Consider the following 26,786-nt stretch of genomic DNA (forward strand, 5'->3'; position numbering starts at 1 on the left):
CAACTGTAACGCGAATCATACCGGCGGGGCAAAAAAAAACCGCCCCAGCGGCGAGCGCTGGGGCGGTTTCATGACGACGCTGGATCAGAAGGTGTAGCGCGCGTTGACGTACGCGTAGCGGCCGACGGCGTCCGACAAACCCTGCACATAGGTGTTGACGTAGGCGCTGTTGGCGTACACCAGGCCTTTGTCGAACACGTTGTTGACGCCGATGTTCAGCGTCAGCTTCTCATTCGCCTTCAGCGTGTAGTTCAGGTCCCACACCGTGTACGAACCGATGCGTGCCTGGGTCACCGCCGAATCCTGCTCATGGGTAGGATCGTCGATGTTCAGCGTGCCGGCGGCGGTGCGCGCGGTCATGGCGAACTCGCTGACGCCGTACTCATACGAGGTGCGGAACGAGTTGTTCCAGCGCGGGTGATAGACGCCGCCCAGACGGCTGGTCGGCTCCTGGCCCGGAGCGATGCTCTGGTCGTAGGTCAGCGTGTGGTTGTTCACTTCGCGGAAATGCAGCTTGCCGTAGTTGCCCAGCGCCAGGTCGTAACGCACATCCAGGTCGAAGCCGGAGATGGTGGTCTTGCCGACGTTGCTGAACGGCGTGGTGACGCTGTTGATGCGCCCCTTGTTCAGGCCCGGATGGGTGGCTTCCAGCGCAGCGTTGCGAGGGTCGCGGCCGATCAGCGCGGCAAAGCCGGGAATGCTGTCCTCGTTATCCACGATGTACTGCGCATCCAGCGCCTGGATGGTGTCGCGCTGGTGAATGCCATACCAGTCCAGCGACGCCACCAGTTCCTTGACCGGCTGCAGCACGATGCCGGCCGAGTAGTTGCTGGCTTTTTCCGCCTTCAGGTTCGGATTGCCCTTCAGGTAGTCTTTCGGGCTATACGAACATTGTGCGCCGACATAGCCGAGCGGACCGCAACGGGCCCAGTCGGCGACGGTGGCATAGGCGGTGGTGACCGAGCCGATTTCCGGCAAGGTCGGCGCCTTGAACGAGGTGGTGGCCGAACCGCGCAGCAGCACCTTGTCGCTCGGACGCCAGGCCAGCGCCAGCTTCGGATTCCAGGTGGTGCCGAAATCGCTGTAATGGTCGCCGCGCAGCGCGACCTGGGCGTCCAGGTTGGTCAGCACCGGCACCGCCAGCTCGCCGTAGATCGAATACAGATTGCGCGAGGCCTTGCTGCTGGTGGCGCCGTAGTCGACGATGTTGCCCAGCGCGGTTTGCGGATCGGCGACGTCGTCGATCGATTCGTGGCTGCCCTGCGCGCCCCAGGCGAAACCGACCGGGCGGCCCTGCCAGCTGAACAGATCGGCCGTGCTCATCTTCCACTCGGCCACGCCCAGTTCGGAAGTGGCGTGGTGGTGCATGGTGTACATCATCGGCGACACCACGCTCATCGGATTGGCCGGGTTGAACGGGTCATAGCCGCCGGTGCCGGCCAGGCCTTGCGTGACCAGCTGGTCAGACACGTCCTTCAGCACGGCGTTGCTGGTGTCGTCGCTCAGCTTGCTGCGGTTGAGATTGAGCGCGAACTCGCTATCCCAGCCATAGACCTTGCCGCGCCAGCCCGCCACCACGCGCTGCGTATTGTTGGTGATGGTCTCGACCTGGTGGCCGGCCTCGGTGATGGCGTGGAAGATCTGCAGCCGGTCGCCCGGCGTGAAGCCGTAGGTGTCGTCGGTCGGTCCCGGCAGGCCCAGCACGCCCGGATTGGTGGTGCCGTCGGTCGGCGCCAGCAGCGCGCTGTCAAAGCGTGGATAGCCTTGCTGATAGGTCGACTTGTTGTGGTTCAGGCCCAGTTCCAGGAACAGTTCGTCGCCGCCGTTGAGACGCTTGGTGACGATGGTCGAAATGCCGGCGCGCGAAATCGACGGCGTCAGCTGGGTGGTGGGGGTGGTAAAGCAGACCTGGTCGCCGGTGCCTTCGGCAATTCCTACCGTGCCCTTGCAACCAGGGATGGCGTAGCCTGGTTCGCCGTTGTCGTAGTCGCGCACATAGCCCTGGAACTGGGTGGAGGCGCGGTTGTCGGTGCCGCCGAAACGGCGGTAATCCGGCACGGCGAAACCATCATGCTTGTTGCTCAGCAAAGAGTTACGGCGGAACAGATCGACCGTCATCAGGACGTTGTAGCCATCCTTGTCGAGATCGCCCCAGCCCTTGGTCAGGCTGGCGTTGCCGCTGCTGCCGTCGCCCTTGACGTTGCCGCCCAGGTTGGCGCTGGCTTCCATGCCCTGGTAGTTGCTGCGGGTCTTGAAGTTGATCACGCCGGCCACCGCGTCGGAGCCGTAAATCGCCGAGGCGCCGTCACGCAGAATCTCGACCGACTCCAGTGCCGCCAGCGGGATGTTGTTGAGGTCGACAAAGCTGTTTTCGGCGCCGTTGGCGAAGCCGTAGTTGGCCAGGCGGCGGCCGTTCAACAGGATCAGGGTGTACTTGGCGTCCAGGCCGCGCAGCGACACCGAGCTGGCGCCGCCGGCAAACGAGTTGTAGCTGTTGCCGTCGAGCGCCACGCTGACCGAGGGCAGCTTGCTCAACAGCTCGACCACGGTCGAGGCGCCGCTCTTGTCGATCTGGGTGCGGTTGATGACCTCCACCGGGGTCGCGCCTTCGCCGGCGATGCGGGCGATGTTGGAACCGGTGATGATCACCTTGGGCGGATCGGCTGGCGTGGCATCGCCGGCCGTTTGCGCATGGGTGTTGGAAGTGAATAATGTCGCGCCCGCCAGCAGGCTCAATGCCAGGCGAACGGAACGAACGGACTGCTTTTCTTTATGCATTTTAAATGGCTCCCGATTTGCACGGCCGTGGTCGGCCGCATGACAAAGCCCTGCGACTGGTTCTCAGCAGCGGGGTGATTTCAGTCTGCACGGCGCCTGTAAAATTTACAAAAGAAACGTTGTTTGATTTGTATCTGGTATATACAAATGGGGGCTTTTACAACACAAAAACCAGCTCTCACAGAGTGGAAGCGGCTACATGGTTTCTTTCTCCACATAAAAAAAATGCCGCCCAGTTTGCACTGGGCGGCATGCGAAGGCATCACCCGGCAGCGCCGGGCAAGCACAACTACATTAGAAGAACTTGTAGCTGGCGGTCAGGCCAATGCGACGGAACTGTGGCTGGTAGCCATCACGCCATTGGACTGGTGCGTCTTTCGACAGCACGTTGTCGATGTACAGCGCCAGCGTGGTGTTCTTGATCGCCGAGTAGGTCAGGTTGTAGTCGACCGTGGTGTTGCTGCCGACGCGGCCGCAGGTGTCGACATAAGCCGCTGCAACGTTGTTGGTGACGCAGTAGGTCGGCGACGACAGGCTGTTGTTGCTGTAACCACTGGCGTAATTGATGGTCATACCGTGGTCGAAGGCGCCGTTTTTCAGGCTACCGCGCAGCTTGGTGTTCAGACGGCCTGCACCCAGGTCGTACGTGCCGGCCATGTTGGTGTCATACGCGTTGTCGGTCTGGCTGAACTGCTGGTATTTCCACAGGTAGCTGCCTTCCAGTTTCAGGCGAACCTGACCCAGGGCGGTGTTGAAACGACCCGAGGCGTCGAAGTCGAAGCCCGAAGCACGGGTCTTGCCACTGTTGACGTATGGGTTGTACAGCAGGCCGATGGCGCCAACGCCGCCGAAGTTCAGCGTGTTGCCTGGTACGTACTTGTTCACCAGCGAGTAGAACAGATTGTCCGACGCGGTGTTGTCTACGCGGACCAGCTGGCCAGCTGGCAGGCTGGCTTCGCCGCGCAGGATGTCCGAGGTCGCGCGGGTGCCGATTTCGTCCTTGCGCTCGATGTGGAAGTAGTCCAGTGCCACGTTCCAGTTCTTGATCGGCTCCCAGACTGCGCCGACGGTGATCGAACGCGAGGTTTCCGGTTTCAGGTCCTTGTTGGCGGACACGAAGGTCGGGATGCCAGCCAGGCAGTCGGCATTTTGCAGGGCGTTGCCTTGCGCCTTGTCGGCGCTGGTGGCGCCGGCAGCGTTCTGGACCAGCTTGTTCAGCGCGCTGGCGGTCGAGCAACGACGTGGGTCGCTGATGCTGGTGGCGAACGAGCTACGGCCCAGGCCGTTACCGGTTTCCACGATGTTCGGGGCGCGGAAGCCGCCCGAGACGGTGGCGCGCAGCAGCAGGCTGTCGGTGGCGTTGACGCGCAGACCCAGTTTCGGCGAATAGTGCACGTCGCTGTTGGTCGATTTGTCGGCACGCACAGCAGCGCTCAGTTCAACACGCTTGATCACCGGGATGGTCGCTTCGGTGAACAGTGCGTAGTGGTCCATGTTGTCGTTGACTTGCAGACCGGCGATACCGATCAGGTCACCGCGCAGCACGTTGTCCGAGCTCGACATTTCATAGTGTTCGCGACGGATGTCGGTACCGAATGCGACGTTGACCGGACCGGCCGGCAGTTGCGCCACTTCGCCCGAGACGGTGGCATTGGCGAACGAGGTGCGCGATTTGCCTTTGGTGGTACGGACCGGGAACATCGAGTCCAGCAGCGTGTAGCTGTTCTGGCCGCCGAACTTGTAGGTACCGTTGACGATGGCGTTGGTGTAACCGGCGGCGCTGGCGGCGCGGGTGGCCTTGGTCGCTTCCGAGCTCATGTAGCCAACTGCCGATTTCCAGTCCCAACCGGACAGGTCGCCGTTCAGGCTCAGCATGACGCGCGACTGTTCGGATTCGGTGCGGTTGAAGTTGAAGCCGTTGCCGGTGTCAGCAAAGCGGGCGCGGAATTCGACCGGCGTGCTGTACGGGTTGTTGGCGTGGCCAACTGGCAGCTTCGGATAGAAGAACGGGCCGACCATCTTGCCGTCGATCGCGTTGTACCAGGTGCTCGACGAGGTGGTCGGCTGCACGGCGAACGGGGCGACGATGTAATCGTTGCTGGCGGCGGCGTTGGTGATTTCCAGGTTGGCGTCAATCGACTTGCCAATGCGGAAGTGGGTGTTGCTGGCCAGCGCGTAACGCTTGGCGTTGGTGGTCAGGCCGGTGACTGGCAAGATGTTGTATTTGCACAGCTTGTCTTTTGGATCGATGGCATCGGCCGGGCAGCCTGGCGCGGCAACGTAGTTGTTGGCGTTCAGGTACAGGTTACCGGTTGGCGAGTAAACGCTTGGCGCATCCCAGGTCGAGCGGCCCGGGGTCAGGCGGTGCCAGTCCGGGTAGTTGCTCTGCAGGTCGCCGGTGCTGTAGCCGTCGCTCTTGTAGCCTTCATAGGTCAGGTAGGTGTTGAAACCGTTGGTGTCAACGTCGCCCCAGCCGATGATGCCGGAAATGCTGCGGTTACGCTGGTCCTTGAACTTTTCCGATTCTTTGTAGCTACCGGTCAGCTTGGCGCCTTCGAAATCCTTCAGCAGGATGATGTTGATCACGCCGGCGATGGCGTCGGAACCGTAGATTGCCGATGCGCCGTCTTTCAGGATCTCAACGCGCTCGATGGCCGACGCTGGGATCGCGTCCAGGTTGGTGAAGTTTTGCTGGGCGTTATCCGCCAGGCCGTATTCCGAGATGCGCTGGCCGTTGACCAGCACCAGGGTGGCAACCTTGCCCAGACCGCGCATGCCGACGCCGGAGGAACCGGTCGCGAAGCTGCCCGAGCTGCTCGATGCCGAGCTGATGTCGGTGCTGATGGCGGACGACGAGTTCAGGATGCCCAGAACGGTGGTCTGGCCGGTACGCGCGATGTCTTCGCGGGTCAGGACCTGCACCGAGCCAGCGGCCTCGGCTTCGGTACGCTTGATGCTGGAACCGGTAATGGTGACGCGTTGCAGCTTGCTGTCGTCAGCGGCTGGCGCTTCTTGCGCGATAGAATATTGCGAAAATGCTACGCCCAGCGCCATAGCGATGGCGCTTTTTTTCATGGTGTGTTTCAAGACTACTCCCTGAAGTGATGAAAAATACTTTTAATTCGCTTCTTGGCGCAGCTGTTCTATGACAGATGTCACCTTCACGTTGTGTAACAATTTCGCACAATATTGCCGGTGTCACAAAGCAAAAATGTGCAATGGTGGTGCAATTATTAATGAATTGCCTTGTTTTTGTTGTTTTCTGGTATCACCAACAGCCGGATATACCGTATCTCTAAAGCAATAGCCCCAAATTAAATGCGGGATTAGCGACTCAGCAGCCGTAGTAACTGCGCGCGCAGCGCGCGTGCGCCGTCGGCATCCAGCGGCGCGGCGCCGCCGTCGCGCGCGAACACGTAATGATCGAATTGCTGTTGCCAGGCAGCACGCTGGGCCGGCGGCAGCTCGCGCAGCGTCATCAGTCCCAGCAGCAATGTGTTAAATGGCGTGTCCATCCAGTCCGGCGACTGCCGCCACCAGTAATTGAGCAGAATGTTAAACGGCGTCAGTCCTTCCACGTGGTGCCACCACATGCTGGGAATGAACAGGGCGTCGCCCGCCTCCAGCTCGGCCGACTGGGCCTGCGCCAGCGCTGCGGCAAAGCGCGGGTAGCGCGCCAGATCGGGCTGGTGCAGGTCGACCAGGCTGACCGACTGCCCGGCCGGCGTGAAGTCCAGCGGGCCGACGTACAGGTTGGCCAGCTGCTCGGGCGGGAACAGCGTGAAGCGGCGGCGGCCGGCCGCCACACAGGCCAGGTTGTCCGGCACGTCGTAGTGGGCCGGAATGCGGGTACGGTTGCCGATCCAGATACTGGCCAGCGGATCGCGCGCGCCGAAGTTGACATCGTTTTCAGCGCGCAGGCCGGGCAGGCAGGTGTCGATGCTGGTCGAGCCGACATACAGGGTGGGCGGCGCCGGATGGTCGAGGTGGGCGCGCAAGGCGTCCAGCACCTGGTCGAAGCGCACCATCTGCGACTGGAAATTAAAGCCGCTCAGGTCGTCGTTGTAGAAGATCCGCCCGCCCGTCTCCGGCGGCGCGTGGCTGGCCAGCACGGTGGCGTCGCGGTAGAAGCGGCGCAGGTAGGCGTCGGCCGCCTGCGGCGAACGGCGTGCGGCGTGCACCAGCGGCCAGTCGGCCACCAGCCCGCGCAGCACCAGCGGCGCCGGCGAATGCAGGATCTCGTCCGGCAGCGGCTGGCTGGGGTCGGCGCGCAGCTGGCGGCTGCGCTGGCAATCTATTTCGGCAATCGGTTTCATGCTGGACGGGTTGGACTCTCATGAAAAAAGGCCGCCTGGACAACGGCGGCCTGTGGCACGGTCAGACGCTACCGATCAGAACTTGTAGCGCGCGCCCAGCATGTAACGCGGTCCGGCTTGCGTCACGTTCAGGGTCGAGGCGTCGGTGCGGCCGAACTGACGCTGGGTGGCGTTGGTCAGGTTGATCACCTCGGCCTGGAAGCTCAGCCGATCGTTGAAGTTGTAGCCCACGCTGACGTCGGTCTGGCCGTAGGTGTCAGTGTACACCGGCGCCGCGCGGCCGCCGCCATCCACCGTCGCCGCCAGGAACTTGTCACGCCAGTTGTAGGCCACCCGCACCGACCACTTGTTGTCTTCGTAGATGCCGACCAGGTTGGCCGAATTGCTGAGGCCGAGAATGGCGAACTGGTCGTTGGTGTTGGCGTTGTCGTACTTGGTTGGCGACGTCACATACGTGTAGTTGGCCTGAACCCCGAAACCGCTGCGGCCAAACATGTGCTGCACGTTGAGCTCGGCGCCCTTGACGGTGGCCGACTTCTGGTTGGCGTAGCTGGTCACCAGGAAGTTGGCCAGCGGATCGTTCGGCTGGCCGACAATGGTGCCGTTCAGGTTGCCGTCCGACTTGACGCCGGTCTTGGTCACGCCCGGCTGGCCGTCGAAGGTGTTGAGGATGTAGTTGCGCAGGCAGTTGGTGTCGGCCGCCGTGCAGCCCGAGGCGAGCGCGGCGTTGTAGTAGGCGCCGCCGATCGGCGTGTGCAGGTTGTACAGCGACTGCGAGGTGACGGTCTGGCCGGCGTAGTTGTCCATCTTCTTGTGGAACAGCGCCAGCGACAGCACGCTTTGCTGATCGTAGTACCACTCCCACGACAGGTCCAGGTTCTTCGACTTGACCGGCTTCAGGGCCGGATTGCCGACCGAGGCGGTGCCGCCGGTGAAGACGTTGGCGATGGTGCCCAGCGTCAGGCCGCCCTGCATCTGGTCATAGCGCGGCCGGCCGATGGTGCTGCCGGCGCTGGCGCGCAGCTTCATGTCGGGACGCAGGTCGAAGTCCAGATTCAGGCTCGGCAGCACATTGGTGTACGACGCGTCCTGGTCGCTGAAGGCGGCGCCGGCGAACTTGAGCGGCAATTCGTTCTGCGACTCCCACGAAATGCCGGTGCCCGGCAGGATCTGGGCGTGCGAAGTCACCTTGGTGCGTTCGACCCGTACCCCGAGCGCCGAGTGGAACGGGATCGCGGTGTCCCAGTCGGTGCCGAAGGACAGGTAGCCGGAGCTGGTTTTTTCTTTCAGCTCGCGGTCGGTGTCGGCGGTGGCGAAATTCGGCAGGTAGCCGGCGGCGTTGCCCGTGACCTTGGCGGTCAGCGCGCGCAGCGTGGCGAAGTCGAAGGTGTACAGCGTGCCGAACAGCTGTGGCGCGTCATGCCCGCCCAGTTGCTGGAAATACGAGCCCAGCGGATTGGCCTGGAAGATGCTGGCCGGGTAGTCCGATGCCTTGGTGGCGCCGCCCCAGGTGTTGTTCTGCACGTTGGAATAGGTCGAGCGGTTGCTGGCGTCGGTGTAGCCGACGCCGAAATTGAGCTCGGACGCCTCCATCAGTTTCAGATTGCCCTTGGCCTGGGCCTGGCTGATGGTGGCTTTCTCCCAGCTGTTGTGGAACCACGAGCCGGCGGCCTGGATCGGCTGGTTCACCAGGTCGGCCGCCGGCATGCTCAGCACCGGCAGTTCGTGGGTGAAGTCGATCTTGGTGTTGCCGCGGCTAAAGCTGGCGTTGGACAGGTTGTTCTCGCTGCCGAACGGGCTGTCGGCGCCGGACTCGGCGGTGGAGTGGTGGGCATCGAACTCGACGCGCAAGGTCGGCGTGGCTTTCCACACGGTGTTAAAGCCGATCGACTGGTTCTTGGTCTTGGTGGCGTAGTCGCCGCCCACCACCGAGATGTCCTGCGGCGTCTTGTAGGTTTCCTCGTAGGTCAGCGGCGATTGCACATGGCCGCCCGGCCAGCTGCTGGTCGAGGTCGGCGTCTGGCCGAACCACACGCTCAGCTCGTTACGCTTGGTCTGGATCTTCTGCTCCGAGTAGGTCAGGTCGAGCGTGGTGGTCAGCTCCTTGACCGGGCGGAATTGCAGCACCAGCTGGCCGTTGGTGCGCTGCCGCTGGATGGCGTTGACGCTGTAGCCGAAGTTCTGCGGAATCGAGTACAGGTCGGTCGGGCCGGGACGGTTGGTGATGTTCTGCGAACCAGGCTGGCCTGGCTGCGGCAGCGTCACGCCGTCGGTGGTGGCCGAGCCCAGGTACGGGCCCTGGTAGCCGTTGGCCAGGCCGGCGCGGTTGAAGCCGGAATCGCGCTTCTGGTAGCTGGCGCTGACCGCCACGCCAAAGCGGCCGTCGGCGCTGGTGTTGCTGTAAATGCCCGATATTTCCGGCGTGACGCTGTCGCCCTTCAGCATGCCGGGCAGGTGGTCGTTGGAGCTGTCCTTGACGGCCTTGGCGCCGATGCTGGCGCGCATGCCCGGATTGTCCAGCGGGCGCGCGGTCATCACATTGATGGTGGCGCCGATGCCGCCGGTGGGGCTGTCGGCGCGGCCGGTCTTGTAGACCTGCAGCTGCGAGATCGCTTCCGACGCCAGGTTGGAGAAGTCGAACGAGCGGCCCGACAAGTCGCTCAGGTCGGTGGTCGGCATCTGGCGGCCGTTCAGCAGCACCAGGTTGAAGTCGGGGCCGAGGCCGCGCACGGTGACCTTCTGCCCTTCGCCGTTGCTGCGGTCGATGGACACGCCGGAAATCCGTTGCAGCGATTCGGCCAGGTTGGTGTCGGGGAATTTGCCGATGTCATCGGCGACGATGCCGTCGACGATGCCGTCGGAATTGCGCTTCATGTTCAGCGTCGATTGCATGCTGGCGCGGATGCCGGTCACCACCACCGTCGGCGCGCTGGTGGTGCTGTCGGTGGGGTTGGCGGCATCCTGCGCCTGGGCGACCGACAAGGTGGCGCAGGCGCCGGCGACTGCCATGGCGATCAGGCGGCGGCGGGCCGGCACCCTTGAAAACGTTTTCAAAGTACGTTGCATTTTGTCTCCTTATTTATGATTTATGCCGGGGGCGCAACATCGACCGGCACGCACCTGAATTAGTTCATTGATGTGACAAATTCGGCAACTTAAGAATAGGAGAAACGCTTCCATTCGTCAATTGATGCGCTTCATCGTGGCGGTTTTTCGCCGTTACGTAACGGCGTAATGTTGTAATAATGTGCTAACGGCATGCACGGTGTATCATCGCTCGACATTCCCTTGGAACAGGACCCATGATCGTCGCCGGTGACCAGCAATTACTGAAACAAATCAATCGCATGGCCCTGGTGCGCCAGCTGTGCAGCGAGCCCGGCATGTCGCGCGCCGGGCTGTCGGAAACCGTGGGCCTGACCAAATCCACCGTCAGCCTGCTGGTGCGGGAATTGATGGACGAAGGCTGGCTGACCGAGAGCGCGTTGCGCGCCACCGGCGCCCTGGGACGGCGCGCCACCCCGCTGCACCTGGACGGTGAACGGCTGGCCCTGCTGGGCGCCGACCTCGGGATTGGCACGGTGCGCATCGTCGCCACCAATCTGCTGGGCGAGGTGCTGGCCGAGCGCGAACTGCCCTATGCCGACGCGGCCGATGCCGCCGCCTGCATTGCCCAGACCGCGCATGCGCTGATCCAGCTGAGCACCAGCGCCGAGCTGGCAGGACGCACCATGCTGGGTGTCGGCGTCGGCCTTCACGGCGCGGTGGACGACGCCACCGGCCTGCTGCACATCGCGCCCCACCTGGGCTGGCGCAATATCGATGTGACCGGCCTGCTGCGTGCCGGACTGGCCGGCTCGGCGCTGGCGGCGCTGCCGCTGTTCGCCCAGAATGAAGCGAATGTGGCGGCGCTGGCCGAAGTGGAATTCTCCGGCCAGCACGGCGCCGATCCGCTGATCTATGTAAGTATTGGTTACGGCGTGGGCGCCGGCATCATCGTCAACGGCCGCCTGCTGACCGGCCTGTATGGCTTCGCCGGCGAGGTCGGCCACACCATCCTGCAACAGGGCGGACCGCCCTGCTCCTGCGGCCGGCGCGGCTGTGCCGATGCGCTGATCGGCCTGCAAGCCATGCTGGACACCGTGTACGGCAAGCAAGCGCCATCGACAATGGAACAGCTGCAACAACTATTCACTGCCGCCGACGCCGGCGACGGCCCGGCGCTGCAAGCGGTGGAAGCCGCCGGCCGCCATCTGGGCGTGCTGCTGAACAATCTGTGGGTGGCGTTCGATCCGATGTGCATCGTGCTGGGCGGCGCCGCGCTGCGGCTGGGCGACCACCTGGTCACGCCGGCGCGGCAGGTGCTGCACGATTACGCCAGCGCCACCTCGCTGACGGCGCCGGTGATCCGCACGCCGCAGTTTGGCGCCAACACCATCGCCATCGGCGGCGCCGCCATGGCGCGCCACTACCTGATGCGTCCATTCGCCGAGCACGGCCTCGGCACCGCCTGAGTTCCCTGCCCTGTCAGTCCATGCCGCTTTTGCCGGTGGCCCAATAAGCCTTGCTGTGCCGCTGTGCGGCCGGGCCGGGCTGGCGCCGCAGCAAACGCGTCAGGTGCTGGATGGTGCTGGCTTTGCCCGTCAACACAATCGCGGCCGAAGGCTGCCCCGCCAGCATCGCCAGCAGAAGATTCCCCAGCTCGGCGATGTGCGCGTCGTCGCCATGGCGCGCGCACACTTGCGCATGCTGCAGGCCCAGCATGGCCAGCACTTCGGCGCTGTCCGCCGGTGCGTTCATCTCCAACAATATCTGCGCTGGTGACAGCGCCGCCGCCAGGCCGGCCGAGGTCTCATCGCCAACGAAAATCAGCGCTGGTTGCGGCTCGGCCAGGCGCACCGATTTGCGCGGGCCAAACACCACGCAACTGTCGCCCTGGCGCAGCGTGCGCGCCCATTGCGTGCCGGGACCGTCTGCATGCAGGTAAATCAGGATGCGCAGGCGGCCGGCCTCGGCATCCCAGTCCAGCGGCGTATAGGTGCGCTGCACCCAGCCGCCCAGCTGGATCTGAATCTTGTCGCCGGCGTGCCACGCCGCATTGCGCAGGGCGTCGCCACCGAGCGTGACCAGGCGATACGGTCCGAGGTTCTCGATCTCCAGCACGCGCGCGGGGCGGGTGAAGAGTTTTTGTACTGCCGATTCAAACAGGCCGGCGCGCCTGGTGGGGAAGGTGTTGTCCATGCCAATGCAGACGGGACAAGCGCGCCGATATTTTGTGCAGACAAAAAAATGGGGCCGGACGTTTGCACGTCCGGCCCCATCATCAGCTGGCAGTGGCGCTATGCAGCGCCGCCGGCTTCAATACGATTATTGCAGTTTGATTTCGACATCAACGCCAGCTGGCAGGTCCAGCTTCATCAGTGCGTCAACGGTCTTGTCGGTTGGGTCGACGATGTCCATCAGGCGCTGGTGGGTACGGATCTCGAACTGGTCGCGCGAGGTCTTGTTGACGTGTGGCGAACGCAGAACGTCGAAACGTTGAATGCGGGTTGGCAGTGGGACTGGGCCTTTGACAACGGCGCCGGTGCGCTTAGCGGTGTCAACGATTTCCAGTGCGGACTGGTCGATCAGCTTGTAGTCGAAAGCTTTCAGACGGATACGGATTTTTTGGTTTGGTGCGGACATGATAATTCCTCAAAAGAGCGAACTGGCAACTTTGTAGCGCCAGCAATTTTAAAAAGAACGAAGTTTCATACAACTGGGCCGATATGGTATCACACCCTATCGGCCCAGTTTCAATCCAGCCTAAAAATTAGGCCAGGATTTTTGCAACAACGCCAGCGCCGACGGTACGGCCGCCTTCGCGGATTGCGAAGCGCAGACCTTCTTCCATCGCGATCGGGTTGATCAGCTTGACGGTGATCGACACGTTATCGCCTGGCATAACCATTTCTTTGTCCTGTGGCAGTTCGATCGAACCGGTCACGTCAGTCGTACGGAAGTAGAACTGTGGACGATAGTTGTTGAAGAACGGAGTGTGACGACCGCCTTCGTCTTTCGACAGCACGTAGATCTCGCCGGTGAAGTGGTTGTGGGGCTTGATCGAGCCTGGTTTTGCCAGAACTTGACCACGTTGCACGTCTTCACGCTTGGTGCCGCGCAGCAGCAGACCAACGTTGTCGCCGGCTTGACCTTGGTCCAGCAGTTTGCGGAACATTTCCACGCCGGTGCAGGTGGTTTTGACGGTGTCAACGATACCGACGATTTCGATCTCTTCGCCGACTTTGATGATACCGCGCTCAACACGACCGGTTACCACGGTGCCGCGACCCGAGATCGAGAACACGTCTTCCACTGGCATCAGGAAGGCGCCGTCCACTGCGCGCTCTGGCGTAGGGATGTAGCTGTCCAGTGCATCGGCCAGGGCCATGATGGCTTGCTCGCCCAGCGGACCGGTGTCGCCGTCCAGTGCTTTACGTGCCGAACCTTTGATGATTGGCAGGTCGTCGCCTGGGAACTCGTATTTCGAAAGCAACTCACGCACTTCCATTTCAACCAGTTCCAGCAGCTCTTCGTCATCCACCAGATCGCATTTGTTCAGGAACACGACGATGTATGGCACGCCAACTTGGCGGGCCAGCAGGATGTGCTCGCGGGTCTGTGGCATTGGGCCGTCAGCTGCGGAGCAAACCAGGATCGCGCCGTCCATCTGCGCTGCACCGGTAATCATGTTTTTGATGTAGTCGGCGTGGCCTGGGCAGTCAACGTGAGCGTAGTGACGTGCGGCGGTTTCGTACTCAACGTGAGCGGTGTTAATGGTAATACCGCGTGCTTTTTCTTCTGGAGCAGCATCGATCTGGTCGTAAGCTTTGGCTTCGCCGCCGAATTTCTTCGACAGAACGGTAGCGATTGCTGCGGTCAGGGTGGTTTTGCCGTGGTCGACGTGACCGATGGTGCCTACGTTGACGTGCGGTTTAGTCCGCTCGAACTTTTCTTTTGCCATTTTGATTCTTCCTCAGAACAAAGTTTTAAATGTGCGGCCGGATGATCTACCCGGCCGCAAAAATTACAGAATTACTTAGCTTTCGCGGTAACGATAGCGTCGATAACGTGCTTAGGCGCCTCGGAGTAGTGCTTGAACTCCATGGTGTAAGTCGCACGACCTTGCGTTGCGGAACGCAGGGTGGTCGAGTAACCGAACATTTCCGACAGCGGTACTTCGGCTTTGATGATCTTGCCGCCGCCGCCTGGGATTTCGTCCATGCCTTGCACCATACCGCGGCGGGACGACAGATCGCCCATCACGGTACCGGCGTAATCTTCCGGCGTTTCGACTTCCACAGCCATCATTGGTTCCAGGATGACTGGGCTGGCGCGACGGCAAGCTTCTTTGAATGCCATCGAACCGGCCATGCGGAATGCATTTTCGTTCGAGTCAACATCGTGGTACGAACCGAAGGTCAGGGTGACTTTGACGTCAACCACTGGGTAGCCAGCCAGAACACCGCTGTTCAGGGTTTCGCGCACACCTTTTTCAACCGCAGGGATGAATTCGCGTGGAATCACACCGCCTTTAATTGCGTCGATGAACTCGAAGCCTTTGCCTTGTTCCTGTGGTTCCAGGGTCACCACTGCGTGACCGTACTGACCACGACCACCCGACTGCTTAACGAACTTGCCTTCAACATCCGATACCGATTTGCGGACGGTTTCGCGGTATGCAACCTGTGGTTTGCCCACGGTGGCTTCCACGCCGAATTCGCGCTTCATACGGTCGACGATAATTTCCAGGTGCAGCTCGCCCATACCACCGATGATGGTCTGGCCCGACTCTTCGTCGGTTTTCACGCGGAACGACGGATCTTCCTGTGCCAGACGGTTCAGCGCCAGGCCCATTTTTTCCTGGTCGGCCTTGGTTTTTGGTTCCACAGCCTGTTGAATCACTGGCTCTGGGAACACCATGCGTTCCAGGATGATGATCGACGATGGATCGCACAGGGTTTCGCCGGTGGTCACGTCTTTCAGACCCACTGCCGCGGCGATGTCGCCGGCGCGCACTTCTTTGATCTCTTCGCGCTGGTTAGCGTGCATCTGCAGAATACGACCCAGACGCTCTTTACGGCCTTTGACCGAGTTGTACACGGTGTCGCCCGAATTGATGGCGCCCGAGTACACGCGGAAGAAGGCCAGCTGGCCGACGAACGGGTCGGTCATGATCTTGAAGGCCAGTGCCGAGAATTTCTCGTCGTCCGACGCCTTGCGGGTGGTCGGGGCTTCGTCTTCGTCGGTGCCTTTAACGTCAGCGATGTCGATTGGCGATGGCAGGTACTCGATCACGGCGTCCAACATGGCTTGTACGCCCTTGTTTTTGAACGCGGTGCCGCACAGCATAGGAACGATTTCGGAAGCGATGGTGCGATCACGCAGCGCTTTCTTGATCTCGGCTTCGGTCAGGTCGCCTTCTTCCAGGTACTTGTTCATCAGCTCTTCGTTGGCTTCAGCAGCAGCTTCGACCATCTTTTCGCGCCACTCGGCAGCCGAATCAGCCAGCTCGGCAGGGATATCGACGTAGTCGAATTTCATGCCTTGCGAAGCGTCGTCCCACAGGATCGCTTTCATCTTGACCAGATCGATCACGCCCTTGAAGTTGTCTTCGGCGCCGATTGGGATCTGGATCAGGACTGGGTTGGCCTTCAGGCGTGCGCGCATTTGCTCGTACACTTTGAAGAAGTTCGCGCCGGTGCGGTCCATCTTGTTGACGAAGGCCAGACGTGGCACTTTGTACTTGTTAGCCTGACGCCATACGGTTTCCGACTGTGGCTGAACACCGCCCACTGCGCAGTAAACCATGCAAGCGCCATCCAGCACGCGCATCGAACGTTCCACTTCAATGGTGAAGTCAACGTGGCCTGGGGTGTCGATGATGTTGATGTGGTGTTCTGGGAAGTTGTTCGCCATGCCTTTCCAGAAGCACGTGGTCGCAGCCGAGGTAATGGTAATACCGCGTTCCTGCTCCTGCTCCATCCAGTCCATGGTGGCGGCGCCATCGTGAACTTCACCGATCTTGTGGTTCACGCCCGTGTAGAACAGAACGCGTTCGGTGGTGGTGGTCTTACCTGCATCGATGTGAGCGGAGATACCGATGTTGCGGTAGCGCTCGATGGGGGTCTTGCGGGCCATAATTAATCCTAAATCTTTGAATGGACAAAACCGAGCGCCATTTTTTGGAGAAAAAATGAGCCCGGCCTCGAACAACAGATGACAACCAGATCACGCAGGATCTGGCCGATTTTATTAGAAGCGGAAGTGCGAGAACGCCTTGTTCGCTTCAGCCATGCGGTGAACTTCGTCACGCTTCTTCATCGCACCGCCACGACCTTCAGCGGCTTCCATCAGCTCACCCGCCAGACGCTGTGGCATCGATTTTTCGCTGCGCTTGTTAGCCGCTTCACGCAGCCAACGCATCGACAGCGCCATACGACGCACTGGGCGGACTTCAACCGGCACCTGGTAGTTGGCACCACCAACGCGACGGGATTTCACTTCAACCAGCGGCTTGGCGTTGTTGATCGCGGTAGCGAACACTTCCAGCGGGTCTTTACCGGATTTCTCCGAGATGTGCTCGAAGGCACCGTAGATGATGTTTTCTGCGACCGATTTTTTACCGGACAGCATCAGAACGTTCACGAATTTGGCGACATCAGTGTTGCCGAATTTTGGATCCGGCAGGATCTCGCGCTTGGGTACTTCACGACGACGTGGCATGTCATTTCCTTTTCTCTTCAGTTGAGTGCCTTGCGGTCACTCGCGGCGGCCATCATAGCCAGCCACTTACTCGGTCTCGCGACCGGCTCAACTCAATTAATAATGATTACTTCTTAGCTTGCTTGGCGCGCTTGGCACCGTATTTCGAGCGAGCTTGTTTACGGTCTTTAACGCCCTGGGTATCCAGTGCACCGCGAACCATGTGGTAACGCACACCTGGCAAGTCTTTTACACGACCGCCGCGCAGCAGAACAACGCTGTGCTCTTGCAGATTGTGGCCTTCACCGCCGATGTACGAAATAACTTCGAAACCGTTGGTCAGACGCACTTTGGCAACTTTACGCAGTGCCGAGTTAGGCTTCTTAGGAGTGGTGGTATACACACGGGTGCACACGCCACGTTTTTGCGGGCTGTTTTCCAGCGCCGGCGATTTGCTCTTCACGACCAGTTTGGTGCGTGGTTGGCGAATCAGTTGATTGATGGTTGGCATCGTTCTAAACCCAACTAAATAACAACATTAACAACCCGGTCAAAATGCCGGGGACAAAAAACCTTCTCTCGATCTATTGGGCCAAAGGAGGCGCAAACAGCCACTCTCATGGAGCAGCCGGATTCAACGTATACGATGTGCAGAATAAATTGAGAACTCGCGAGTATAGACGTGAACGGTAGCTCAGTCAATCAATTTCGCGGCGGATGGCGGCTTGCAGCGGGAAAGCAGCCACTAGCAGAAAGGTCTGAAAACACTTGATAATAGCAAATAATTCCCATCCTGCTAGCCCTCAATGCGATTCTTGTTGCGCCCCGCCCCGCTGTTCGTGCTGACCAGTTACCTGTTGCTGACGCTGGTGCCCTGCGTGCCCCTGCTGCTGGGGCGGCAAGTGCCGGACTTGGGCCATGTGCTGCTGGTGGAGTTGCTGGCCTGGCTGGTGGTGTGGAGCGTGGTCGGCCGGCCGGCGTGGTTTCACTGGCTGCTGATCCCGGCCTTCCTGGCGCTGCCGACCGAGATTTACTTGTTTATTTATTACGGCCAGGGCGTTTCCACCCACCATCTGGGCATCATCGCCGAGACCAGCCCCAAGGAAGCGATGGAATTCCTCGGCCGCAAAGTGTGGCTGATGGCGGCCGTGCTGGTGGGCGTGATCGCCTGGTGGATCGCGGTGCAGGTGGCGGCCCGCCGCAGCCCGGCGCTGAACTGGCACGGCGCCAGCCGCAAGACGGCACTGGCTATATTAATAGCGCTGGCCGCGCTGGGGCTGTATGGCCGCGAATTCGGCGTGCATGCCGCGCCGGTGGCGCACAGCAGCGCCAGCGCGTCGGCGTCGGCTTCAGCCTCAGAGTCCTCCGCCAGCGAGGAAGACGCATCGGAGGAAGCCAGCGATCCGGAACGCGCCGCCATCACCGGCGAACACCGGCTGGACTGGAAACTCGGCCCGCTGCCATGGCGGATGCGCTCGCCGCTGACGTTCAGCGACTTCGCCTCGTCGTGGCCGTTCGGCCTGACCGCGCGCGGCATCGACTTCTGGAAAGAGCGCGAATACCTGGCCGACCTGGGCCAACGCAGCCGCGACTTCAGCTTCCACGCACACCAGCCGGCCAAAAACGACACGCCGGAAATCGTCATCATGGTGATCGGCGAATCGTCGCGCTACGACCGCTGGGGCATCAACGGCTACGCGCGCGACACCACCCCGCTGCTGAGCAAGGAAGCCAACCTGGTCACGCTGCCGGACGTGATCACCGCCGTGTCGGCGACGCGGCTGTCGGTGCCGGTGATCATCTCGCGCAAGCCGGCCACGCAAAGCCTGAAAGACGGTTTCTCGGAAAAATCCTTCCTCACCGCTTATAAAGAAGCGGGCTTCAAGACTTTCTGGCTGTCGAACCAGATCTCGTTCGGCCAGTTCGACACGCCGGTGTCGGTGTTCGCCAAGGAAGCCGACGTGATCCAGTTCATGAACCTGGGCGGCTTTACCAACAACTCCAATTTCGACCAGATTTTGCTGGAGCCTCTACAGCACGCCATCGCCGACCCGGCGCCGAAAAAGCTGATCGTGCTGCACACGCTGGGTAACCACTGGAACTACAGCCAACGCTACCCGAAGGACTTCGACAAATGGCAGCCGTCGCTGTTCGGCATCGACAAGCCGGTGTACACCGACCTCAAGATCAAGCCGCAGCTCAACAACAGCTACGACAACTCCATCCTCTACACCGACTGGTTCCTGTCGCAGGTGATCCACCAGCTGAAGGATACGCAGCAGCTGACCTCGATGGTCTACGTGGCCGACCACGGCCAGACACTGTACGACGGCACGTGCAAGCTGGCCTTCCACGGCCACAACACGCAGTATGAATTCCACGTGCCGGCCATCGTCTGGTACTCGGACGAATACAAGGAACGCTATCCGGAGAAGGTTAGCCAGCTGCTGAAGCACCGCAAGGCGCGGCTGGCCACCGAGAACATCTTCCACACGCTGCTGGACCTGGGCGACATCGAGTACGGCGATGAAAAACTGGAGTGGAGCTTCCTCAACCAGCAATTCAAACAACACAAGCGCTACGTGGACAGCTACGGCTGGACCAACTACGACAACGCCAACTTCAAAGGCGACTGCCGCGAAGTGATCGACAAAAGCAAGCCCATCAAACAGGACAAATAATGCGCATCGCCGCTGCACAGACGCCCTCGGTGGCGGGTGACATCGCCACCAACCTCGCCACCCACCTGCGCTTCATCGCCGCCGCCCATGCGGAAGGCTTGCAGTTGCTGGTGTTCCCGGAACTGTCGTTGTGCGGCTACGAACTGCCGCTGCTGCGCGAGTGCGCACTGTCGCCGCACGATGCGCGCCTGGCGCCACTGCGCGCCGCAGCGGTCAACACCGGCATGACCATCATCGTCGGCGCCCCGCTGATCGACGACGGCGCCGCCCAGCCCTGCATCGCCAGCATCACCTTCCGGCCGGACAGCAGCGCCACCACCTACCGCAAGCAATACCTGCACGCCGGTGAAGACGCCCACGTCCAGCCGGGTCCACGCGGCGCGCAAGCTCACGCCCTGCACGGCCAGCGCTACGTCGAAGCCATCTGCGCCGACACCACCCATCCGGAACACGCGCGCGCGGCAGCCAACGCCGGCGCCACACTGTACGTGGCCGGCGTGCTGATTTCCAACGGGGGATACGAGGCCGACGCGGCGCTGCTGCGCCGCTACGCGGAAGAACACCGCATGACAATCCTGATGGCCAACCACGGCGCCCCGTCCGGCGGCTACACATGCGCCGGCAAAAGCGCCATCTGGGCGCCGGGCGGCACCCTGATAGCCCAAGCCGAAGGCCCGGGCGACTACCTGGTCATCGCAGAAGAAAACAACGACTGGCACGGCCGCACCGTGCCAGTCAAGACGGCGACCTGAACCGGCCGCCGGAAAAGATCAGCGCAGCGCCAGCTGGGTGCCGGGGCGGCGGGTGGCGCCGACGGCGCTTTCGTTGATCTTGAAGACGCTGACGGTCAACTGCAACTCGCTGGCCTGGTCTTGCAGCGACTGCGTGGCGGCGGCGGCTTCTTCCACCAGCGCGGCATTCTGCTGCGTCACCGTATCCATCTGCGCCACGGCCTGGTTGACCTGGTCGATGCCCTCGCTCTGCTCGCGGCTGGCGACGGCGATTTCGCCGACGATCTGCGTCACCTGATGCACGTTGCCCACCAGCGTGGTCATCGTGGTGCCGGCCTGCTCGACCAGATTGGTGCCCAGCTGGATCTTCTGCACCGAGTCGTCGATCAGCACCTTGATCTCCTTGGCGGCGGCCGCCGAACGTTGCGCCAGATTGCGCACCTCGGTCGCCACCACCGCGAAGCCGCGGCCCTGCTCACCGGCACGCGCCGCCTCCACTGCTGCGTTCAGCGCCAGGATGTTGGTCTGGAAAGCGATACCGTCAATCACGCCGGTAATATCGACAATCTTGCGCGACGCGTCGTTGATGGCGTTCATGGTGCTGACCACCTGCGTCATCACCTCGCCGCCCTGCGCCGCCGTGTTGGACGCGCCTTCCACCAGCGTGCGCGCATGCTGCGCATTCTCCGAGTTCTGCTTGACGGTGCTGGTCAGCTCCTCGATCGAGGCCGCTGTCTCTTCCAGCGAACTGGCCTGCGTCTCGGTGCGCGACGACAGTTCCATATTGCCGGCCGCCAGTTCCTGCGAACCGGTGTTGATGATGTCCGCGCCATGCCGCACGCGCGACACGGTCGACAGCAGGTCGCCCTGCATGCGCTGGATCGCCTTCAGCAGGCGCTGGATTTCGTTGTCGCCATCAGCTTCGATATTGGCGGTCAGGTCGCCGCTGGCCACGCGGTCCAGCTGATCCACCGCGCCGGCCAGTGGCACCAGCACCGTCGAGCGCAGCATCAGGTGCGTGCCGAACACCACGCCCAGCGCAATTAGCAGGCCCAGCACTACCAGCCACATCACGATCGCATACTCGCTGGCGCGCTTTTCGGTCAGCGTGGTGATCTGCTCATCGCCCAGCTTCTGGAATTTTTCCAGCGCGGCCGAGAAGGCGGCGCCTACCGGCGTCAGCTCTTTTGAATTAATGGCCGAGTACGTGCCCGGATCATCCTTGGCCAGCGCGTCGGAGGCGCGGTCCAGCACCGCCGACAGCTTGCGGCCCGAGTCCACCAGCTCTTTTTTCAGTTGCGTATCCTGGCCAGGAAAGTCCGGCGCTTTCTCGAACTTGTCGAGAAAGTCCAGCGTGCGCTGGTAGGATTTCTTGGCGTTGGTCAGGGCGGAATCGCGGGTGGCCTTGTCGTCGCCCTCTTTCAGCGCCGCATAGCCGCGCGTCAGTGCGGAGCGGGTGCGGGTGGTGTCTTTGTACGCATCGTTGATGGTGATGATCTGGCTGGAAATGGTGTGTACTTCCACGATCGAACGATTGGACTGCTGCAAGGCGACGATGCCCAGCGCGGCACCAGCCAGCAACATCACCGTAAACAGAACTAGCACTCCAAGCAAGCTTGCCCGTACTGTAACCTTATTCATCCCGCCTCCAAATTTGATATTTCTGACTAGAAACACTATACCAAATTTTGAAGTTTTCTAACCTTAAAATTAACTATTCAAAAGGTGTGGTTACAACAGGTTGGACAAGGCCTGCCGCAGTTCTGGATAGGTGAAAACGAAGCCGCTGTCGAGCAAGCGCACCGGCGCAACCCGCTGCCCTTCGAGCAGCAGGTCCGCCTGTTCGCCCAAGCCGAGCCGCATTGGCCAGCCCGGCGTCGGCATACCATATGGGCGATGCAGAACCGACGCCGCCACGCGGTTGAACTGCGCCTGTGTCAGGCTCTCCGGCGCGGTGAAGTTGTAGCTGCCGCTGCCGCCAGTGCGGCATAGATGGGCCATGGCGCCGATCAGGTCATCCACATGGATCCACGACAGCCACTGCGTGCCGCCACCAAGCGGCCCGCCCAGTCCCAGCTTCACCGGCAACAGCATCATCGGCAGCGCCCCCTGCGTGCCCAGCACCAAGCCGAAACGCATGCAGGCCACCTTGACGCCATCCGCCTCCACTGCGAGCGCCGCAGCTTCCCATTCCTGGCACAACTCGGACATGAAGATCGGCTGCGGGCCGTCCTGCTCGGTCAGCACGGTCGCATCGCCACGCGGCTGCACGCCGTAGTAGCCGATCGCCGATGCCGACAACAGCATCGCCGGTTTGTGTTCCGCCGCGCCGATCCATGCCGCCAATTGCCCGGTCAGGCCGATCCGGCTTTGCCGCAGCGCCGCGCGCCGTGCCGCCGTCCAGCGCCAGCCGAGGATGCGGGCACCGGCCAGATTGATCACCACATCGAAACGCCGCGTCGGCGGCAACTGCGCCATGCCGGCGACGCACTCGACGCGGCCGTCAAACATCCACGCCGCCTGGCGCGGCTGCCGTGTCAGCACGGTCACGCGATGCCCATCACGCAGCAAAGCGCGCACCAGGCGCTGACCGATAAAGCCGGTGGCGCCGGTCACCAGGAAACTGCGCTCACTTGCAGCAAAGCTTATTCGGGCATCGCCGGCATCACGCTGCGCCATGCGGCCGATGCTGCGCGCCGCCCAGGCATCGCGCAAGCCAGACACGCCGACACCAACGCCGCACAGCGCCAGGAATACGCCTAGCGCACCATGCGGCTCCCACACCAATGCAGTGGGCAAGGCCAGCATGGCGGGCATGTCCAGCGCCAGCAGCGCGATGAAGGCGCCGCCGTTCATCGCCAGCACGGTATGGGTGACGCGCTCGGTCGCCGGCAGCAGGCGGGTACGGTCCTCAACGACGAAATCCCATAGCGTCAACACAATTTCGATACTGAACACCAGCAGCAGCGCCAACGCCCACCAGCCTTGGAACGCCCACGACGACAAGCCGATGAACAAGGCACTGTAGATCAGTGCGCGCAAGGCGTGAATCGACAGCTCGCGCCGCGCGGTGGCGCGGCCGGGCAGCGCCTCGGTCAGCTCATGGTGATAGAGCGTATCGAAGGCGCCGAGACAACCCTGCGCCGCCATCAGTTGCAACGCCAGTGTGTGCGTGTTCATGCCGTCACCTCCCTGAAGATACCTGCTTGCGTGAAGGTCGTGCCAAACAGCGAATGCCGGATCTCGATGTGGATATCGAACTGGTTGGCGCTGTTGTTGCGATGCCGGAGAAAGGTCTTGCCCGGCGTGAGCACATCCGGCAAGGGAATGCGCACGCCGAACACCTGCCAGAAATAGCCATCGCTTTCGAAATGCAGATTGCCGTCGCGGACATCCAGCACCAGCTTCATGCCCAGTCCCATGCCGACATACTCCAGCACTTCGCCCTGCGGGCTCTCCGCCATATAGGAAGTGAACATCACCGGTTTGCGCGCGTGCAGGCGGTAGGTGCGTTCCTTGAAAATCCACGCGCAATTGTGGCGGGAATAGACCTGGATATCGACCGGGAAATCCGCATCGTTATACGGCATCAGCGCGCCTTTCACGAACGGCATGCTGAGGTAGCCCAACAAGCTGCCCACGCGTGAGCAGCGCAGTTCCGACAAGGTGCCGGTGTAATACAGCGGCTTGCCCGGCAGCGGATTTTTGTCGAAGCGCGCCTGGATATCGGGATGCAGCTGGCCCCAGGTCGGGCCAAGGATTTTCTTGAACAGCTCACCTTCGGATGGAATCAACATGGTTAGCGTCGTCTGTTATTTCTGTAGGCACAGAAATTATTAGTGAATTTTTTAATCGCTGCCGAGCAGGCGCGCCACCTTGCCGCCCATTTTCAGGAAGCGCTGCATGATGGCTGGCGGCAGGTGCTTGTAATCGTCATAGGTGGCGGTGAGCATTTCGAGGAACTCCAGCACCTGCTCCATTTTGACCTTGGTGGCCTGCTCAAGCAGCGGATCATTCTCCGCCTCGGCGGCGCAGGCGCGCAGTACGGTCAGCGTCGGATCGATCTCGCGCTTCTTGCGCTCTTCCACGATGACGCGGAAGATGGCCCACACATCCTGCAAGGCCAGGAAATGGTCGCGCCGGTCGCCCGCCATGTGGATGATGCGCACCAGCCCCCAGCTTTGCAGCTCCTTCAGACTATTGCTGACATTCGAGCGCGCCACATTCAGCGTCTCGGCGATCTGCTCCGCGTTCAGCGGCTGGTTGACCAGGAACAGCAGCGCATGAATCTGGGCCACGGTCCGGTTCACGCCCCAGCGCGCGCCCATTTCGCCCCAGTGGAGGATGTACTTCTGGATGGTCGGCGAAAGGTCCATGATTTCTCTAATTTCTGTCAACACAGAAATGTTATGCCTCGCTCAACCCAAAGTCAAAGACTTTTCTTGGGATTTCGCCACACCCAACCAGCCGCAGCAGCAATAACCATGGCCACCGCAATCGCCACGTGCGCCTCAACCGAAAACACCATCATAAGCAGCATTCCCACTTCACCGCCCAAGGACGTAGCAACAGTAAATTTAGTGAATGGCAGCGCAGCTCGCATTTCCTTTAACTGTACGCGACCCCAGTTTTTAAGATCCCCGTTCCCGCTCATTTCGATTCCTTTTGCGCACTTGCTGCGCATGACTGAGCAACCGGCCGAGCCATGTAGCCAGAGCACAAAGTGATGACGACTACGATCACGGCGACAATCTTAAAGTTGATGCCTGGCCGCCAGTTGAGGTCGGCTCCGCGTTCGGTCATCGCCGCCAGCAACTGCATGCCGCAAAATACCCCACAAATAATACAAAATATTCCGAGAGTGCTGTAAGCCGGTCCCGCCGCGAAACACCGGGCTGCCGACAACCAATTCAGTTGGACATCTTTTAGCATTACAAGTTCCAAAGGCGGGCGGAACTTGCAGTGTAGTGAACGGGCTTAGGTCGCCAGTTGCGGCAGATCAGTGTCCGGATGCGCCATGTAGTCGCTGAGCCAGGCGTGGATGCGGTCGGCTTTGGTGGTGATGGCGCTGTCGAAGCCGCGCGCGGTCAGCAGGGCGATGCCGTTGGTGGCTTGCAGCAGGCCAGGCTTGAGCTGCCAGCGCCCGCCCTCGCGGCTGACGCACCACGGCCGCAGGCTGTCGGCCAGCAGCGACGCCAGCACCAGATGGTGCGACGCCACCACCACCCGCCCCTGCTGCGCCAGCGTGTGCAGCACCGCGCCGGCCGCCGATACGGATTCCAGGTAGTTCGTGCCGCGGAAGATTTCGTCGATCAGGAAGATGGCGCGCCGCTGCGCCGCCACCGCCAGCAGTTCCTGCCCGCGCCGCAGTTCGGCCATATAGAAGCTCTCGCCGTTGTCCATCGCATCGTCGTTCTGCATACTGGTGTACACCGGCTGCAGCGGCGTGACCGCACGCGTCGCGTAGCAGAAGCCGAAGGCCCGCGCGGTGATCAGGTTCAGGCCTATCGTGCGCAGCAAGGTGCTCTTGCCGATGCCGTTTTGGCCGGAGATGAACACGCCCTGCCGCGCCATGCCGAACGTCAGCGCCGCCGCATCGGCCAGCAGCGGATGCACCACATCGTCCAGCGCCACTTCGTCACCCTGCTCCGCCCAGCAGAACGCCTGCACCTGCGACAGATGGCGCGCCAGCGCCAGATCCGCCTCCAGCGCCGCCACCCGCGCAAAGCTGGAGCGCAGGAAGTCGATGTGCTCACCTACCACCTCGCGGCTGCGGAAGTAGTGCCGCACATTTTCCAGGAACATCCAGTCGGCGTAATCGCGCGCGCCCGGCAGGTAAGCCAGCAGCGAACGGCCGAGACCCCGGTTCAGGCGCGCAGCCTCGGCGCCGTCATCGCGCAGCGGCGCCGTCGCCGGGTCGTCGATTTGCGCCAGCAGCCCGTGCGCGCGCAGCATCTGCTGCATGGCGTTGAGGATGCTGGTCCACTCCTGCACCGCATCATGATAGCCCGCCTGAATCGCGCACAGCGACAGGAACAGCGCCAGCGTCACGAGCCACATCCACAGCCAGTTCATGCCCAGCGCCAGCCCGACCGACAGCAGGAACGCCCACGGCAACCAGCCCAGCAGCGGCACCCAGCGCGGCGTTGATGACAGCGGCGCGCCAAACACGGTCTCGCTGATCTCGCGGTCCGCCTGGCGCAGACCGGTGGCGGCGGACGTCAATCGCGTCCGCAGTCCATCGTCCGCCACCAACGCGCGGACACGGACGACCGAGGTGGACACATCCTCCTGCACATGCAGCCGCCGGTGCAGTTCCTGCTGGCCGAAGATGCTGGTCTCGCGCGCCAGCTGTGCGCTGTAATCCGGCAGCAGCAGGTCGTCCCAGGTGGCGGTGTCCAGCAAAGTGTCCGCGTCGGACAGGGTACGGCAGTAGAGCGCAACATCGCTCGGCACAAACGGGTAATCGGTCATGAAAGGCTTATCAGGTGGCAACACTGCGCCAGATTGAGCACAATTGCCAGATTTTCAAGTCC

At 61.7% G+C, this 26,786-nt stretch carries 20 protein-coding genes; 3 read left to right on the forward strand and 17 right to left on the reverse strand.

Features of this window, described 5'->3' with window-relative positions:
• Window positions 1-84: 84 nt before the first annotated feature.
• From GTP69_RS13860 to GTP69_RS13875, 4 genes are all read right to left on the reverse strand, one after another.
• Window positions 85-2,778 (reverse strand): TonB-dependent receptor, encoded by a 2,694-nt coding sequence (locus GTP69_RS13860; protein WP_161055432.1) that lies wholly within the window; start codon window positions 2,776-2,778, stop codon window positions 85-87.
• A 294-nt stretch (window positions 2,779-3,072) separates the two neighbouring features.
• The gene (locus GTP69_RS13865) at window positions 3,073-5,853 is read right to left on the reverse strand and encodes a TonB-dependent receptor plug domain-containing protein (RefSeq protein ID WP_161055433.1); all 2,781 of its coding nucleotides are present in this window, start codon (window positions 5,851-5,853) and stop codon (window positions 3,073-3,075) included.
• Between the two features lie 251 nt (window positions 5,854-6,104).
• The gene (locus GTP69_RS13870; protein ID WP_161055434.1) at window positions 6,105-7,094 is read right to left on the reverse strand and encodes a cupin-like domain-containing protein; all 990 of its coding nucleotides are present in this window, start codon (window positions 7,092-7,094) and stop codon (window positions 6,105-6,107) included.
• Window positions 7,095-7,169: 75 nt separating this feature from the next.
• A complete protein-coding gene (locus tag GTP69_RS13875) occupies window positions 7,170-10,160 on the reverse strand; it encodes a TonB-dependent receptor (RefSeq protein WP_161055435.1) in 2,991 nt (996 codons plus the stop codon).
• A 236-nt stretch (window positions 10,161-10,396) separates the two neighbouring features.
• Here GTP69_RS13875 and GTP69_RS13880 point away from each other — a divergent pair, with 236 nt between their 5' ends.
• Window positions 10,397-11,608 carry an ROK family transcriptional regulator gene (locus tag GTP69_RS13880; RefSeq protein ID WP_161055436.1) on the forward strand — a complete coding sequence of 404 codons (1,212 nt, stop codon included), beginning with the start codon at window positions 10,397-10,399 and terminating at the stop codon, window positions 11,606-11,608.
• A gap of 13 nt (window positions 11,609-11,621) precedes the next feature.
• Here the strand turns inward: GTP69_RS13880 and GTP69_RS13885 are convergent, their stop codons facing one another.
• The 6 genes from GTP69_RS13885 to rpsL form a co-directional block, all read right to left on the reverse strand.
• Window positions 11,622-12,335 carry a siderophore-interacting protein gene (locus GTP69_RS13885; protein WP_161055437.1) on the reverse strand — a complete coding sequence of 238 codons (714 nt, stop codon included), beginning with the start codon at window positions 12,333-12,335 and terminating at the stop codon, window positions 11,622-11,624.
• A gap of 126 nt (window positions 12,336-12,461) precedes the next feature.
• Complete coding sequence (gene rpsJ / locus GTP69_RS13890; RefSeq protein WP_005663509.1) at window positions 12,462-12,779, reverse strand: 30S ribosomal protein S10; 318 nt, start codon at window positions 12,777-12,779, stop codon at window positions 12,462-12,464.
• 127 nt (window positions 12,780-12,906) lie between these two features.
• Window positions 12,907-14,097 carry an elongation factor Tu gene (gene tuf, locus GTP69_RS13895; protein WP_110846314.1) on the reverse strand — a complete coding sequence of 397 codons (1,191 nt, stop codon included), beginning with the start codon at window positions 14,095-14,097 and terminating at the stop codon, window positions 12,907-12,909.
• 71 nt (window positions 14,098-14,168) lie between these two features.
• Window positions 14,169-16,274, reverse strand: coding sequence for an elongation factor G (fusA, locus tag GTP69_RS13900; RefSeq protein WP_161055438.1), 2,106 nt, complete (start codon window positions 16,272-16,274; stop codon window positions 14,169-14,171).
• A 114-nt stretch (window positions 16,275-16,388) separates the two neighbouring features.
• Complete coding sequence (gene rpsG, locus GTP69_RS13905; protein WP_110846374.1) at window positions 16,389-16,859, reverse strand: 30S ribosomal protein S7; 471 nt, start codon at window positions 16,857-16,859, stop codon at window positions 16,389-16,391.
• A 106-nt stretch (window positions 16,860-16,965) separates the two neighbouring features.
• Window positions 16,966-17,349 carry a 30S ribosomal protein S12 gene (gene rpsL / locus GTP69_RS13910; protein WP_092281397.1) on the reverse strand — a complete coding sequence of 128 codons (384 nt, stop codon included), beginning with the start codon at window positions 17,347-17,349 and terminating at the stop codon, window positions 16,966-16,968.
• A gap of 295 nt (window positions 17,350-17,644) precedes the next feature.
• On the opposite strand from rpsL, the gene GTP69_RS13915 reads away from it, so the two are divergent.
• Window positions 17,645-19,519 carry a phosphoethanolamine transferase gene (locus GTP69_RS13915; protein ID WP_161055439.1) on the forward strand — a complete coding sequence of 625 codons (1,875 nt, stop codon included), beginning with the start codon at window positions 17,645-17,647 and terminating at the stop codon, window positions 19,517-19,519.
• Complete coding sequence (locus tag GTP69_RS13920; RefSeq protein ID WP_161055440.1) at window positions 19,519-20,271, forward strand: carbon-nitrogen hydrolase family protein; 753 nt, start codon at window positions 19,519-19,521, stop codon at window positions 20,269-20,271. The genes GTP69_RS13915 and GTP69_RS13920 overlap by 1 nt, the downstream gene beginning before the upstream one ends.
• A gap of 18 nt (window positions 20,272-20,289) precedes the next feature.
• Here GTP69_RS13920 and GTP69_RS13925 read toward each other — a convergent pair whose 3' ends face one another.
• The 7 genes from GTP69_RS13925 to GTP69_RS13955 all read right to left on the reverse strand — a co-directional run bounded on the left by GTP69_RS13925 (window position 20,290) and on the right by GTP69_RS13955 (window position 26,724).
• Window positions 20,290-21,891 (reverse strand): methyl-accepting chemotaxis protein, encoded by a 1,602-nt coding sequence (locus GTP69_RS13925; RefSeq protein ID WP_161055441.1) that lies wholly within the window; start codon window positions 21,889-21,891, stop codon window positions 20,290-20,292.
• A 90-nt stretch (window positions 21,892-21,981) separates the two neighbouring features.
• Window positions 21,982-23,430: a TIGR01777 family oxidoreductase gene (locus GTP69_RS13930; protein ID WP_161055442.1), complete on the reverse strand. Its 1,449-nt coding sequence runs from the start codon at window positions 23,428-23,430 to the stop codon at window positions 21,982-21,984.
• Entirely contained in the window at window positions 23,427-24,047 is a 621-nt protein-coding gene (locus GTP69_RS13935; protein ID WP_161055443.1) for a DUF4166 domain-containing protein, read from the reverse strand. The genes GTP69_RS13930 and GTP69_RS13935 overlap by 4 nt, the downstream gene beginning before the upstream one ends.
• 51 nt (window positions 24,048-24,098) lie before the next feature.
• Complete coding sequence (locus tag GTP69_RS13940) at window positions 24,099-24,626, reverse strand: GbsR/MarR family transcriptional regulator (RefSeq protein ID WP_161055444.1); 528 nt, start codon at window positions 24,624-24,626, stop codon at window positions 24,099-24,101.
• A 53-nt stretch (window positions 24,627-24,679) separates the two neighbouring features.
• A complete protein-coding gene (locus GTP69_RS13945) occupies window positions 24,680-24,904 on the reverse strand; it encodes a hypothetical protein (protein WP_161055445.1) in 225 nt (74 codons plus the stop codon).
• Window positions 24,901-25,182 carry a hypothetical protein gene (locus GTP69_RS13950; RefSeq protein WP_161055446.1) on the reverse strand — a complete coding sequence of 94 codons (282 nt, stop codon included), beginning with the start codon at window positions 25,180-25,182 and terminating at the stop codon, window positions 24,901-24,903. The genes GTP69_RS13945 and GTP69_RS13950 overlap by 4 nt, the downstream gene beginning before the upstream one ends.
• Window positions 25,183-25,227: 45 nt before the next feature.
• Window positions 25,228-26,724 carry a MutS-related protein gene (locus GTP69_RS13955; protein ID WP_161055447.1) on the reverse strand — a complete coding sequence of 499 codons (1,497 nt, stop codon included), beginning with the start codon at window positions 26,722-26,724 and terminating at the stop codon, window positions 25,228-25,230.
• Window positions 26,725-26,786: the final 62 nt, after the last annotated feature.

The organism is Duganella levis, from assembly GCF_009857605.1.
Classification (GTDB): domain Bacteria; phylum Pseudomonadota; class Gammaproteobacteria; order Burkholderiales; family Burkholderiaceae_D; genus Rugamonas; species Rugamonas levis.

Excerpts from the sequence above, each read along its gene's own strand:
- GTP69_RS13860 (WP_161055432.1), bottom strand. The coding sequence starts at position 2,778 with ATGCATAAAGAAAAGCAGTCCGTTCGTTCCGTTCGCCTGGCATTGAGC.
- GTP69_RS13865 (WP_161055433.1), bottom strand. The coding sequence starts at position 5,853 with ATGAAAAAAAGCGCCATCGCTATGGCGCTGGGCGTAGCATTTTCGCAA.
- GTP69_RS13870 (WP_161055434.1), bottom strand. The coding sequence starts at position 7,094 with ATGAAACCGATTGCCGAAATAGATTGCCAGCGCAGCCGCCAGCTGCGC.
- GTP69_RS13875 (WP_161055435.1), bottom strand. The coding sequence starts at position 10,160 with ATGCAACGTACTTTGAAAACGTTTTCAAGGGTGCCGGCCCGCCGCCGC.
- GTP69_RS13880 (WP_161055436.1), top strand. The coding sequence starts at position 10,397 with ATGATCGTCGCCGGTGACCAGCAATTACTGAAACAAATCAATCGCATG.
- GTP69_RS13885 (WP_161055437.1), bottom strand. The coding sequence starts at position 12,335 with ATGGACAACACCTTCCCCACCAGGCGCGCCGGCCTGTTTGAATCGGCA.
- rpsJ (WP_005663509.1), bottom strand. The coding sequence starts at position 12,779 with ATGTCCGCACCAAACCAAAAAATCCGTATCCGTCTGAAAGCTTTCGAC.
- tuf (WP_110846314.1), bottom strand. The coding sequence starts at position 14,097 with ATGGCAAAAGAAAAGTTCGAGCGGACTAAACCGCACGTCAACGTAGGC.
- fusA (WP_161055438.1), bottom strand. The coding sequence starts at position 16,274 with ATGGCCCGCAAGACCCCCATCGAGCGCTACCGCAACATCGGTATCTCC.
- rpsG (WP_110846374.1), bottom strand. The coding sequence starts at position 16,859 with ATGCCACGTCGTCGTGAAGTACCCAAGCGCGAGATCCTGCCGGATCCA.
- rpsL (WP_092281397.1), bottom strand. The coding sequence starts at position 17,349 with ATGCCAACCATCAATCAACTGATTCGCCAACCACGCACCAAACTGGTC.
- GTP69_RS13915 (WP_161055439.1), top strand. The coding sequence starts at position 17,645 with ATGCGATTCTTGTTGCGCCCCGCCCCGCTGTTCGTGCTGACCAGTTAC.
- GTP69_RS13920 (WP_161055440.1), top strand. The coding sequence starts at position 19,519 with ATGCGCATCGCCGCTGCACAGACGCCCTCGGTGGCGGGTGACATCGCC.
- GTP69_RS13925 (WP_161055441.1), bottom strand. The coding sequence starts at position 21,891 with ATGAATAAGGTTACAGTACGGGCAAGCTTGCTTGGAGTGCTAGTTCTG.
- GTP69_RS13930 (WP_161055442.1), bottom strand. The coding sequence starts at position 23,430 with ATGAACACGCACACACTGGCGTTGCAACTGATGGCGGCGCAGGGTTGT.
- GTP69_RS13935 (WP_161055443.1), bottom strand. The coding sequence starts at position 24,047 with ATGTTGATTCCATCCGAAGGTGAGCTGTTCAAGAAAATCCTTGGCCCG.
- GTP69_RS13940 (WP_161055444.1), bottom strand. The coding sequence starts at position 24,626 with ATGGACCTTTCGCCGACCATCCAGAAGTACATCCTCCACTGGGGCGAA.
- GTP69_RS13945 (WP_161055445.1), bottom strand. The coding sequence starts at position 24,904 with ATGAGCGGGAACGGGGATCTTAAAAACTGGGGTCGCGTACAGTTAAAG.
- GTP69_RS13950 (WP_161055446.1), bottom strand. The coding sequence starts at position 25,182 with ATGCTAAAAGATGTCCAACTGAATTGGTTGTCGGCAGCCCGGTGTTTC.
- GTP69_RS13955 (WP_161055447.1), bottom strand. The coding sequence starts at position 26,724 with ATGACCGATTACCCGTTTGTGCCGAGCGATGTTGCGCTCTACTGCCGT.